This is a genomic window from Streptococcus sp. HMSC077D04 (genome assembly GCF_001808785.1).
Lineage (GTDB): Bacteria > Bacillota > Bacilli > Lactobacillales > Streptococcaceae > Streptococcus > Streptococcus mitis_BX.
On sequence record NZ_KV794536.1, the window covers coordinates 1 to 13,108 of the forward strand.

Sequence of the window (13,108 nt, forward strand, 5' to 3'; positions counted from 1 at the left end):
GAAGCTGAAGCCACTGCGCTAGTCGATGCTGAAGCTGAGGCTACCGCACTTGTTGAAGCCGATGCTGAGGCACTTTGACTTGCACTTGTCGACGCAGACACTGATGCACGGTAATCAGAGTCAGATATATCTGGCGTTACCGTATTCACCGTTCCATCTTTATAAGTGATGGTCACCGTTCCATTTTCTGCAATAGAATAACTACTGATACGATTTGCAGTCTCTGGATTTGCTGTTTTCACAGCTGCCAAGATTTCATCTTTCTCACGCTGATCCAGAGCGTTTGGATGTTTAACTTGGAAGACTCTTGACGGCTTCACACCAGGGAATCTTACATTCAATTTACCTTGAGCAACTACTACTGTCGGAGTGCGTGCTTCGTTATCAGACAAGTCTACAACTTTGGTTCCGAGATTCCATTTATTTTTATCATCATATTTCTGATTAGCATTATAAGAAGCTGTATACTCTAAAGTAGCAGGAGCATTCGTTGGTGTATTCTTAAATCCTGGCGCATCATCATTCGAAGAATATCCTTTTTGGAATATTCTATCTTTATCTGAAATACCATCATAAAGTTTCAAATCTCTAAGTTTGCCACTATTATCTGAACCCTTCAAGACAACTTTAACTTCATCTCCGGCAAAAATCTCGTATCCACTCGTGCCAGGACGGACATTATTTTTCGGAGAAAGCTTTTCCCATTTTTTAGTCTTATCATTCTTGACATAGATTTCAAATTCAGGATTTGGAGCTACATTTTCTTTAGTAATGGTCTTAGTAGTTGTGGCAGAAGTAAGGGTCTCTGTTCCTCCAGCAGGAGTCCTTACAACTTTCTCTTGTTTAACCGTTACATTTCCTGTAGGTAAGAGTCCATTATTGCCGTCGTATGCTTTTTTCAGATCAGCAGGTTCAAAGGTAACGCTTGATTCGTTGTCCTTCGCTTTTTTCTCGAACGTATAGCCTGCTAAAGTCAAGGTTACAAGAGCTCCAGGTGTCACATTCGTTACAACAATCGAACGATTTGGCAAACCACCTTTTTCATTCACTGAATCAGCTGCAATTTCAGGGGCTTGTGGCTTTACTTTCACAGTAACGGGGACATTCTGTTTAACTCTGACCCCTGTTGAATCTGCAGGTAGTTCTACTTCTACTTCCTTAGTAAAGGTTCCTACCTCAGTGAGTGACGGTGCACCATTGACCCATTTGTAATTAGTGTTTGCTGCATTAAACTCTGGGCTTCCAGATACTTTTGTAACCGCTTCTTTAGGATTTGCCACTGCTTGTTTATAAGCTGGATCATCTGTTTTATTCTGTGTGAAAGTATAAGAACGATTTGATTCAAACTTATAGACATCATGGACAACATTAACTGTATGACTTAATTTATTAGAGTCATTTTCCCCCATACGACCTACCGGATAGGTAAAGGTCACTTGGTAGGTATTTCTTCCTGTCTCATTTGTATTGATAGGCGAGCTAGAAACTACTTGACCATCTTTACTCCAAGCTTGGCTTGCACCACTTGGATATCCAGCCGTTCCCTCTTTATCAACATAATTATGCCAAACTGTTCCCTTATGAGGAGCTGTTCCTTGAATATCATTTACTGGACCTTTAGGCTTAATTGTCGCTAGAACTTCATAATCTACAGTAACATCTTCGCTTCCGCCATTAGGATATTCGATGTGGGCAACTGCTTGTTTAGACCCTGTCTCAGCAGTATTAATTTCTGACCCTGGTTTCCAAGTAATTCTTGTTCCATTTGGGAATGCTTTACCGTTAGCACGTTGGATAAAGTTACTCGCATCTCCCAAGTCGCTCGCCTGTTCTCCAATATAGGTATAGACTTTCGGTACTTTAGCAATTGGATCGTATTTTTCCAAGGCAGCATTGATAGTACTTGTGGTACCATCACGATAGGTAACAGTTATCGTACCATTTGTTGAGACTTCAATTTTTGCTCTAGTACCTGAGAAGGTTAAAACGGTACCATTTGCATCTGAAGTCACATTTGGCTGGACTCCTGTCTTAGCGAGATCTTGATTAGATAGTAAATCACGTTTATTGGCTGCATTATTAATGAAGTTATTATAAACTTCTCCAATTTCTTGCGGCGTTAAATGCTCCAAGTCCTTAACTTGAACAACATCTCCACTCTGAACATCATGACGCTCGTTGAATCCTTTGATGGTGTAGGTAACAGTTGCTTCAGATGATTTATTACCCCAATCAACTGCTCCAATAAGATAGGTATAGGTTTTTCCTACTGTAGCAGATGCATCACCGTTACCTACAGTTCCATGTATATGACTGCCAATATTTTCATATTCCCGAGGCTGATTGAGAAATGGATTTTTATTTCTTGGATCATTAGGATTATAGTTTGGATTCAGTCTATTTATCGCTTGTCCCATCAGAGGACCATCATAAGTAACGCCAGGAATAGGGTCTCCACCTCTTGATCCATATGAATGAATTCTAGTTCCATTTTTTAGTATAGAAACTTCGAGATCAATACTATCATCATTATAGACATCGAAATGAGTACCTTTTTTTATTTCAATATTTGGACCTGATTTACTTACAGAAGGTTTTGGCGTCGGTTTTGATGCAGTATACCCTGTTGGAACACTTGCCGATAGAACCCTAGAAGCATTCCCTTGAGTATTTTGCCCGATAGGTGCCGAGCTAACCTGAACCTGCATATTAGCAGTACCATTCGATACATTGTTATCGTATTTAACTTTGACTACAATCGTACCGTTTAAGTTTCTATTTTGTCCATGTCTGTAATTATAAACAATTTCGGAACCCTGAGTAAAGGTTTTGTCCATAGAGTAGCCGTTAAATGTTGCACTTTGGACATGGCCTCCTCGGCCGACATCTATTTTAACACCTACATTGCTCAAAGCACTATTAGCCTGAACATTTATCGTAAATGTTGCAATGCCAGTCGCCTTATCAAAGCTACCTACAGGCTCACTAACTGTCATGCGACTATCGCCCTGCTGAGGAGCCCAACTTGCTCTTAGAGAAGCATCGCGTAACATAGTTTGGCCATTACGGGCATCACGCGCTCCTGATTGCGCTCTTAAAACAGCATTGACAATAGAATTACGAGCCAAGGTAGCTTTTTTCACCACCTCTGTCCAGTCACTCGTTGGATCTGCTAAAGCTTTTTCAATAGCTGTCACTGCTGCATTTACCTTAGTAATTGCAGAATCAGTATTTGGTAAACCAGCAGCCTTCGCTAAGTATTCACCCATTTCAGCTGAAAGCTTGGTTAACTTCTTACGATTTTCTTCATTTTTCTTTACAGAGGCTTCTACAGATGACAAGGTTGCAGCTGTCGCTCCCACTAAACTTGTTGTATCTGAATTTGTTTTAACAGTGTTTGACTCAATAGTAGCAGGCTTCAAAATTGATGAATCAATCTTGTCAACCTTTGATTCACTTTGAGTCGATGCTTTCTTCTCATCTTGAATTTCAGATACAGTTTTTTCTGAAGAAGCTCCTACAGTTGTTGACACGCTACTTGTTTGGCTAGCAGATTGACTCAAACTAGTTGACATACTTGCAGAATCTGAAGCACTAGCGCTGGCTGAAGATGATGTGCTAGCTGAGGCACTAACTGACGTACTAGCGGAAGCACTTGCTGAGGTGCTGGCTGAAGTACTAGCCGAGGTGCTAGTAGAAGCTGATTCTGAAATCGAAGCGCTTTCGCTTATAGAAGTAGACAAGCTAGCAGAATTTTCCGAGTTACTTAGAGATGTCGTACCCAAAACTACTGTATCATTTGTAACCAAAAGATCTGGATTTTCCAGCGTTTTTTCCACGGCTACTGTTTCATTTGCAAACACTTTTGTTTGAGTAGCAACACTACCACCTAAAACAGCCCCTGTGGCAGCAAGCCCCTTGATAATATCCAAACCTGAAATAGAAGGATTTACTTTATCCTCTACTACTTCAGTCATGACTTGCGTCGTATCTACACCACCACGCAAGACCTTGAACAAACCAAAAAGAGAGGTTGAAGCGCGCAACCAATGTTTTCCTGATTTGATTAACTTATACCGCGTCACTCGATCGGTTTCTCTGTACTCACCTTTTTGACGTCTAAAAAACATGTTTTACCCTTTCCCTACATACCAAAAGTGGACAATCCAACCTATTTTAATCATACCTTTAAAGTATACTTTAAATGCAAACGCTTGTCAAGAAATTTGATATATTTTTATATAATATTACCATTCAAATATTTTGAAATATCGAACCATTTATAAGTTCTCTAACAACATCTAATACCTTTGTATAAAAAGCCTCAAATAACTTTTTAAAATATATATAGCTAAATTTATTTTAGTAGTAAAAAGTATATAACGTTCGGATTTTCAACATATTATATAAACAAAATATAAAAACTTGACTATTCATGTTTCATTGATAAATTCATAATGTAATGCAAAAAATACTATCGAAGTACATCTTGTGACAATAGATTTTCATAAAAAATTGCTTCGAATCAACTCGATTCTCCCTGTAACTCCTATCAAAAATGCCCACAATTAGATTATAATCATGGGCATTCTATTGATGTTTTTTCTAGTTAGCTAGGCCATCATCTCCCCGTTACGACAGAAAAGCCCACGAATCGATACCATTCGTGGATTTTTCCTAGTAAAGCATTTAGGTAAACCGATTGTTACACTACGACACGGAGTTTGGCAAATCGATTTCATTTGTCAAACGTAGTTAGTAAGGCAGTTAGCTAGTTCGCTTCCTTATCATTACGACGGAAAAATCCTCGAATCGATAATATTCGTGGATTTTTCCTAGTGAAGAGTTTAGGTAGACCGCCATAGCGGTTACCGTCAAATGACAGCAACTTTATGTTGCTAGTCATTTGTAACGATTTACATCTTCTCTTCCAACTCTACATCTGGATACTTATCCGCAAACCAACGGAGGGCAAAGTCATTTTCAAAGAGAAAGACTGGTTGGTCAAAACGGTCTTTGGCCAAGATATTGCGACTTGATGACATGCGTTCATCCAAGTCCTCAGGCTTGATCCAACGAACGGTCTTTTTACCCATCGGGCTCATAACCACTTCTGCATTGTACTCGCCTTCCATGCGGTGTTTAAAGACTTCAAACTGGAGTTGACCAACAGCACCCAGCATATACTCGCCTGTTTGGTAATTCTTATAAAGCTGAATGGCTCCTTCTTGCACCAATTGCTCAATTCCCTTGTGGAAGGATTTTTGCTTCATGACATTCTTAGCGGAAACTTTCATGAAAATTTCAGGTGTAAAAGTTGGCAGTGGTTCAAATTCAAACTTGTTTTTGCCAACAGTCAATGTATCCCCAACCTGATAAGTACCTGTATCATAAACCCCGATGATATCACCCGCCACGGCATTGGTCACATTCTCACGACTTTCCGCCATAAACTGGGTAACATTAGACAATTTAGCCCCCTTACCAGTACGAGGCAGATTGACACTCATCCCGCGCTCAAACTCACCCGAAACGATACGAACAAAAGCAATACGGTCACGGTGTCGAGGGTCCATGTTGGCTTGGATTTTAAAGACAAATCCTGAGAAATCCTTGTCATAAGGATCCACAATTTCACCATCTGTTTTCTTGTGACCATGTGGTTCTGGAGCAAACTTGAGGAAGGTCTCAAGGAAGGTCTGCACACCAAAGTTAGTAAGGGCTGAGCCGAAGAAGACAGGTGTCAATTCTCCAGCAAGGATTGCTTCCTCTGAAAACTCATTCCCAGCTTCATTTAAAAGTTCAATGTCATCCTTGACTTGCTCGTAGAAAGGATTGCTACCAAAAAGCTTGTCCCCATCTTCAAGACTGGCAAAACGTTCATCCCCTTTATAGAGCTCCAAGCGTTGGTTATAGAGGTCATAGAGCCCTTCAAAGGCTTTCCCCATCCCGATTGGCCAGTTCATCGGGTAACTCGCAATACCTAAGACTTCTTCCAATTCTTGCAAGAGATCCAAAGGCTCACGACCGTCACGGTCCAGCTTGTTCATAAAGGTAAAGACGGGAATACCACGGTGTTTGACAACTTCAAACAATTTCTTAGTTTGGGCCTCGATACCCTTGGCAGAGTCCACAACCATGACCGCAGCATCCACCGCCATCAAGGTCCGATAAGTATCTTCCGAAAAGTCCTCATGCCCTGGTGTGTCGAGGATATTCACGCGTTTGCCATCGTAGTCAAACTGCATAACAGATGAAGTCACCGAAATCCCACGTTGCTTCTCGATATCCATCCAGTCAGACTTGGCAAAAGTCCCTGTTTTCTTTCCTTTTACGGTACCAGCCTCACGAATCTCGCCCCCAAAGTAGAGTAACTGCTCGGTGATGGTTGTTTTCCCCGCGTCCGGGTGGGAGATGATGGCAAAAGTACGACGTTTCTTAATTTCTTCTTGAATATTCATAAGTTCTCTTTCTTTGATTCTCTATTTTTCTTGTTTCAATAGCTAAGAATGATTTCTACATTGGATTTTCCCATTCCTTTCAACACCCCATTATATCGGATTTTGAGTAGTTTTTCAATTGCTCATCCGACGAAAAAAGTTAGCTAGAGCACTGATTTCACCTGGTTTCTCTTTTTCCACCGTTTTTTGAACAAGATATCAAAAAGAACCAGAGTCAGTGAAAGGATGACGGACACAAGTAGGTACTTTAGCCACAGGGGGGCATCAGGAATAAAAGGTGTCTTATTTAAGAGACCATAATTTCCCCCTGTCACCTGATTAACCCCAACTAGAAAGAGATTGAGGATAAAGGTATAGACTACAATCATATATTTCTTGAGTAGGCTCTTGTCATAGTGATTCATCAAGTAGACCAAGGAATTCACTAGAAGGGCATAGTGCCCAATCAAAAATGAAAAACTGGTAATATGGGGGAAGTCATAGGGGTCAAAAACTGGGTAAACCAGTGCAAAGACAGCTCCACTTGCTCCTAAGAGGGCAAAGTACTGCTTGCTTTTCCATTTATCAGGCAAGAAAACCACAGCAAACATAGCTAAACGGCAATGATAAAATGGGAGACTATTAGAAAAGGGAATCCCAAAACCAACATACCAACTATAGAGTGCTAGCAACTGGAGGATCTGAATCCCCTTAAACAAGTATACAAATTTCGGATTTTTGTGATAAGCAAGTGCCCCATAAATACAAAGCATTAAGACCAGCATCATAACCCCATACCAAAAAAGTGAAATGGGAGGAGGGACTGTCTGAGTTCTGGTGATAAATTGATGGAACATGTTTCTATCCTAACTCTTATTTTTTCTTTTTTCTAGTTTAACTATTATAGCGAATTCAAAACGATTTTTCAATTTCTATTTCTTTTCAGTTTGGCTCCCTTATTTATAGGAAAATATGGTAAAATAGAACAGACTCAAAATCATCATTTCACGAAAGGATGCAAGATGAAAATTACGCAAGAAGAGGTAACACACGTTGCCAATCTTTCAAAATTAAAATTCTCTGAAGAAGAAACTGCTGCCTTTGCGACAACCTTATCTAAGATTGTTGACATGGTTGAATTGCTGGGCGAAGTTGACACAACTGGTGTCGCACCTACTACAACCATGGCTGACCGCAAGACTGTACTCCGCCCTGATATGGCCGAAGAAGGAACAGACCGCGATCGCTTGTTTAAAAACGTACCTGAAAAAGACAACTACTATATCAAGGTACCAGCTATCCTAGACGATGGAGGAGATGCCTAATGACTTTTAACAATAAAACCATTGAAGACTTGCACAATCTCCTTGTCTCTAAGGAAATTTCTGCAACTGAATTAACCCAAGCTACACTTGAAGATATCAAGTCTCGCGAGACAGCTATCAACGCTTTTGTTACCATAGCTGAAGAGCAAGCACTTGCTCAAGCCAAAGCCATTGATGAAGCTGGAATTGACGCTGATAATGTCCTTTCAGGAATTCCACTTGCAGTTAAGGATAACATCTCTACAGACGGCATTCTCACAACTGCTGCCTCAAAAATGCTCTATAACTACGAGCCAATTTTTGATGCGACAGCCGTTGCCAATGCAAAGGCTAAAGGCATGATTGTTGTCGGAAAGACCAACATGGACGAATTTGCCATGGGTGGTTCAGGTGAGACTTCCCACTACGGTGCCACTAAAAATGCTTGGGACCACAGCAAGGTTCCTGGTGGTTCATCAAGTGGTTCTGCCGCAGCCGTAGCTTCAGGACAAGTCCGCTTGTCACTTGGTTCTGATACTGGTGGTTCTATCCGCCAACCTGCTGCCTTCAACGGGATTGTTGGTCTCAAACCAACCTACGGAACAGTTTCACGTTTCGGTCTCATTGCCTTTGGTAGCTCATTAGACCAGATTGGACCTTTTGCTCCTACTGTTAAGGAAAACGCCCTCTTGCTCAATGCGATTGCCAGCGAAGATGCCAAAGACTCTACTTCTGCTCCTGTCCGCATTGCCGACTTTACTTCAAAAATCGGTCAAGACATCAAGGGCATGAAAATTGCTTTACCTAAGGAATACCTTGGTGAAGGAATTGACCCAGAGGTTAAGGAAACCATTCTGAATGCCGCTAAACACTTCGAGAAACTCGGTGCCATCGTCGAAGAAGTTAGCCTTCCTCACTCAAAATACGGTGTTGCAGTTTACTACATTATCGCTTCATCTGAAGCTTCATCAAACTTGCAACGCTTTGACGGTATCCGTTACGGCTACCGCGCAGAGGATGCGACTAACCTTGATGAAATCTATGTAAACAGCCGTAGCCAAGGTTTCGGTGAAGAGGTTAAACGCCGTATCATGCTAGGTACTTTCAGCCTTTCATCAGGTTACTACGATGCTTACTACAAGAAAGCTGGTCAGGTCCGTACCCTCATCATCCAAGATTTCGAAAAAGTCTTCGCGGATTACGACTTGATTTTGGGACCAACTGCACCAAGTGTTGCTTATGACTTGGACTCACTTAACCACGACCCAGTTGCCATGTACTTAGCTGACCTCTTGACCATCCCAGTCAACTTAGCTGGTCTACCAGGAATCTCGATTCCAGCTGGATTCTCTCAAGGTCTACCTGTCGGTCTACAATTGATTGGTCCTAAGTACTCTGAGGAAACCATTTACCAAGCTGCTGCTGCTTTTGAAGCAACAACAGACTACCACAAACAACAACCCGTGATTTTTGGAGGTGATAACTAATGAACTTTGAAACAGTCATTGGACTTGAAGTCCACGTAGAGCTCAACACCAATTCAAAAATCTTCTCACCTACTTCTGCCCACTTTGGAAATGACCAAAATGCCAACACTAACGTGATTGACTGGTCTTTCCCAGGAGTACTTCCGGTTCTCAACAAAGGTGTTGTCGATGCCGGTATCAAGGCTGCTCTTGCCCTCAACATGGACATCCACAAAAAGATGCACTTTGACCGCAAGAACTACTTCTACCCTGATAATCCTAAAGCCTACCAAATTTCTCAGTTTGATGAGCCAATCGGTTACAACGGCTGGATTGAAGTCGAGCTAGAAGACGGTACAACTAAGAAAATCGGTATTGAACGTGCCCACCTAGAAGAAGACGCTGGTAAAAACACCCACGGTACAGACGGCTACTCTTATGTTGACCTCAACCGCCAAGGGGTGCCATTGATTGAGATTGTATCTGAAGCTGACATGCGTTCTCCTGAAGAAGCCTACGCTTACCTAACTGCCCTCAAGGAAGTTATCCAGTATGCTGGTATTTCTGATGTTAAGATGGAAGAAGGTTCTATGCGTGTGGATGCCAATATCTCCCTTCGCCCTTATGGTCAAGAAAAATTCGGTACCAAGACTGAGTTGAAAAACCTCAATTCCTTCTCAAACGTTCGCAAAGGTCTTGAATACGAAGTCCAACGTCAAGCTGAAATCCTACGCTCAGGTGGTCAAATCCGTCAGGAAACACGTCGTTACGATGAGGCTAACAAAGCAACTATCCTCATGCGTGTCAAGGAAGGTGCTGCAGACTACCGCTACTTCCCAGAACCAGACCTACCTCTCTTTGAAATCTCAGACGAGTGGATTGAGGAAATGCGTACTGAGTTGCCAGAGTTTCCAAAAGAACGCCGTGCGCGTTATGTATCTGACCTTGGCTTGTCAGACTACGATGCTAGCCAGTTGACTGCAAATAAAGTCACTTCTGACTTCTTTGAAAAAGCTGTTGCTCTCGGTGGTGATGCCAAGCAAGTCTCTAACTGGCTCCAAGGCGAAGTCGCTCAGTTCTTAAACTCTGAAGGCAAGACACTGGAACAAATCGAATTGACACCAGAAAACTTGGTTGAAATGATTGCCATCATCGAAGACGGCACGATTTCTTCTAAGATTGCCAAGAAAGTCTTTGTCCACCTAGCTAAAAATGGCGGTGGCGCGCGTGAATACGTGGAAAAAGCAGGTATGGTTCAAATCTCAGATCCAGCTGTCTTGATTCCAATTATCCACCAAGTCTTTGCCGATAACGAAGCCGCAGTTGCCGACTTCAAGTCAGGCAAACGGAATGCAGACAAAGCCTTTACAGGATTCCTGATGAAAGCAACCAAAGGCCAAGCCAACCCACAAGTGGCCCTTAAACTCCTTGCCCAGGAATTAGCGAAGTTGAAAGAAGATGAATAACAAACTTTTTATATACCTTTTTCTATTTTAGAAAGAAGAAAAAATGAACAAATTTTTACGATTGCTATTTGTTTTAGTCATCATCGCTATGCTAGGCGCTTCTATACTACAAATTTTCTTTCCATCATACATGGGAAGTCACTCCGGGTACGGAATCTCTGCTGGTTGGCAACGAGAAATTGGAATAGGGAACCTAGCTGTATTGATTCTTATTCTCGGTGTCAATATTAAGTACGATTGGTTCTATCTACGAATCGTGCTTCTCGCTCTCATCTTCGGTGGGATTGGAATAGGAACAAATCACTTAGTCAATTTTATGGAGTCTCATTCTCCTGTAAATGCTATCGGTGCTTTTGAAAATTACTTGCTAGCAATAGGATGGATTGTAGGATGGCTCATTGAGCGCCATTCCATAAAGAAGCTAAATGCTAGTAAATAACGCCTAGTATATCTTAGATGATTTTTAAAGGTTATAATATAGTTTAATAATCATTCAAATTAAGAGATCTACCTTTTCAATAGCCTCAATCCCATATCCTTCTTGAAGAGCTCAGCTACGACCAAGAAAGTCTTTGTCCACCTGGCTAAAAATGGCGGTGGCGCGCATGAATACGTTGAAAAAGCAGGTATGGTCCAAATTTCATATCCAGCTGTCTTGATTCCAATTATCCACCAAGTCTTTGCCGATAACGAAGCTGCTGTTGCCGACTTCAAGTCAGGCAAACGCAACGCAGACAAGGCCTTCACAGGCTTCCTTATGAAAGCAACTAAAGGCCAAGCCAACCCACAAGTTGCCCTTAAATTTCTTGCTCCAGAATTAGCCAAGTTGAAAGAAGATTAACACGTAAAAGAAACCAGCCCTGAGGTTGGTTTTTTCTCTCCTACCATCTCCCATTAACTATTTTGGCTTTATTTCCGGAAGATTTTATGGTAAAATGAAGAGTAATAATATTTATTAAAGAGGTAAAAACATGATTGAAGCAAGCAAATTGAAAGCTGGTATGACATTTGAAACTGCAGACGGAAAATTAATCCGCGTTTTGGAAGCTAGCCACCACAAACCAGGTAAAGGGAACACGATCATGCGTATGAAATTGCGTGATGTCCGTACTGGTTCTACATTTGACACAAGCTACCGTCCAGAAGAAAAATTCGAACAAGCTATTATCGAAACTGTTCCAGCTCAATACTTGTACAAAATGGATGAAACTGCCTACTTCATGAACACTGAAACTTACGACCAATACGAAATCCCAGTCGTAAATGTTGAAAATGAATTGCTTTACATCCTTGAAAACTCTGATGTAAAAATTCAATTCTACGGAACTGAAGTAATCGGTGTAACTGTACCAACTACTGTTGAATTGACAGTCGCTGAAACACAACCATCTATCAAAGGTGCTACTGTTACAGGTTCTGGTAAACCAGCGACTATGGAAACTGGACTTGTTGTCAACGTTCCTGACTTCATCGAAGCTGGACAAAAATTGATCATCAACACTGCAGAAGGAACTTACGTTTCTCGTGCCTAATCTCTAGAAAGAGGTCATTCTATGGGAATTGAAGAACAATTTGGCGAAATCGTTATCGCTCCACGTGTACTTGAAAAAATCATTGCCATCGCAACTGCTAAAGTTGATGGTGTCCACTCATTTTCAAATAAATCCGTATCTGATACCCTATCAAAACTCTCTCTTGGTCGTGGCGTCTACTTAAAAGAAAGCAACGAAGAACTAACTGCTGACATTTATCTCTATCTTGAGTACGGTGTAAAAGTACCAAAAGTTGCTCTTGCTATTCAAAAAGCGGTCAAAGATGCTGTCCGAGATATGGCTGATGTGGAACTTGCTGCTGTCAACATCCATGTTGCAGGAATCGTTCCAGATAAAACACCAAAACCTGAGTTGAAAGATCTATTTAACGAGGACTTCCTCAATGACTAGTCCATTATTAGAATCTAGACGTGAACTTCGTAAATGCGCTTTTCAAGCTCTTATAAGCCTTGAATTCGGAACAGATGTGGAAACAGCTTGCCACTTTGCCTACACGCATGACCGTGAAGATGCAGATGTGCAAATCCCTGCCTTTCTTCTGAACTTGGTTTCTGGCGTTCAAGCTCAAAAAGACGAGTTGGATAAACAAATCAACCAGCACCTCAAGTCAGGCTGGACAGTTGAACGATTGACCTTGGTCGAAAAAAACTTACTACGCTTAGGTATCTTTGAAATCACATCATTTGATACACCTCAGCTGGTAGCAGTCAATGAAGCTATTGAACTTGCTAAGAATTTTTCAGATCAAAAATCAGCCCGTTTTATCAATGGACTGCTTAGTCAATTTGTAACTGAAGAAAATGAATAATCGAAAAGGTGTTTGGTCTTCCAAGCACCTTTTGACTTTCCCCTCTGTACAGAGTAAGAACCACATAAAAA

10 protein-coding genes and 1 pseudogene are annotated in these 13,108 nt (G+C 41.4%); 8 read left to right on the top strand and 3 right to left on the bottom strand.

Features of this window, described 5'->3' with window-relative positions; genetic code table 11:
- The 3 genes from HMPREF2701_RS11225 to HMPREF2701_RS04995 all read right to left on the bottom strand — a co-directional run.
- Positions 1-4,130 (bottom strand): accessory Sec-dependent serine-rich glycoprotein adhesin (locus HMPREF2701_RS11225; protein WP_186821220.1); only part of this gene is annotated, 4,130 nt, incomplete at its 3' end.
- A gap of 786 nt (positions 4,131-4,916) precedes the next feature.
- Positions 4,917-6,461 carry a peptide chain release factor 3 gene (locus HMPREF2701_RS04990; protein WP_001025437.1) on the bottom strand — a complete coding sequence of 515 codons (1,545 nt, stop codon included), beginning with the start codon at positions 6,459-6,461 and terminating at the stop codon, positions 4,917-4,919.
- Positions 6,462-6,604: 143 nt separating this feature from the next.
- Entirely contained in the window at positions 6,605-7,297 is a 693-nt protein-coding gene (locus HMPREF2701_RS04995) for a YwaF family protein (RefSeq protein WP_061590533.1), read from the bottom strand.
- A 165-nt stretch (positions 7,298-7,462) separates the two neighbouring features.
- Between HMPREF2701_RS04995 and gatC the strand changes: the two genes are divergently transcribed.
- The 8 genes and pseudogenes from gatC (at position 7,463) to nusB (ending at position 13,037) form a co-directional block, all read left to right on the top strand.
- Complete coding sequence (gene gatC, locus HMPREF2701_RS05000) at positions 7,463-7,765, top strand: Asp-tRNA(Asn)/Glu-tRNA(Gln) amidotransferase subunit GatC (protein ID WP_061590534.1); 303 nt, start codon at positions 7,463-7,465, stop codon at positions 7,763-7,765.
- A complete protein-coding gene (gene gatA, locus HMPREF2701_RS05005) occupies positions 7,765-9,231 on the top strand; it encodes an Asp-tRNA(Asn)/Glu-tRNA(Gln) amidotransferase subunit GatA (protein ID WP_000143706.1) in 1,467 nt (488 codons plus the stop codon). The genes gatC and gatA overlap by 1 nt, the downstream gene beginning before the upstream one ends.
- The gene (gene gatB / locus HMPREF2701_RS05010; RefSeq protein ID WP_061590535.1) at positions 9,231-10,676 is read left to right on the top strand and encodes an Asp-tRNA(Asn)/Glu-tRNA(Gln) amidotransferase subunit GatB; all 1,446 of its coding nucleotides are present in this window, start codon (positions 9,231-9,233) and stop codon (positions 10,674-10,676) included. The genes gatA and gatB overlap by 1 nt, the downstream gene beginning before the upstream one ends.
- Positions 10,677-10,719: 43 nt before the next feature.
- Entirely contained in the window at positions 10,720-11,115 is a 396-nt protein-coding gene (locus HMPREF2701_RS05015) for a hypothetical protein (RefSeq protein WP_061590536.1), read from the top strand.
- A 108-nt stretch (positions 11,116-11,223) separates the two neighbouring features.
- Positions 11,224-11,517 (top strand): annotated as a pseudogene (locus HMPREF2701_RS05020) (glutamyl-tRNA amidotransferase); the annotation flags it as partial.
- A gap of 130 nt (positions 11,518-11,647) precedes the next feature.
- Positions 11,648-12,208 carry an elongation factor P gene (efp, locus tag HMPREF2701_RS05025; protein WP_000568643.1) on the top strand — a complete coding sequence of 187 codons (561 nt, stop codon included), beginning with the start codon at positions 11,648-11,650 and terminating at the stop codon, positions 12,206-12,208.
- A gap of 21 nt (positions 12,209-12,229) precedes the next feature.
- Positions 12,230-12,619 (top strand): Asp23/Gls24 family envelope stress response protein, encoded by a 390-nt coding sequence (locus tag HMPREF2701_RS05030; RefSeq protein ID WP_000510575.1) that lies wholly within the window; start codon positions 12,230-12,232, stop codon positions 12,617-12,619.
- Positions 12,612-13,037, top strand: coding sequence for a transcription antitermination factor NusB (gene nusB, locus HMPREF2701_RS05035; protein ID WP_061590538.1), 426 nt, complete (start codon positions 12,612-12,614; stop codon positions 13,035-13,037). The genes HMPREF2701_RS05030 and nusB overlap by 8 nt, the downstream gene beginning before the upstream one ends.
- The last annotated feature ends 71 nt before the right edge of the window (positions 13,038-13,108 follow it).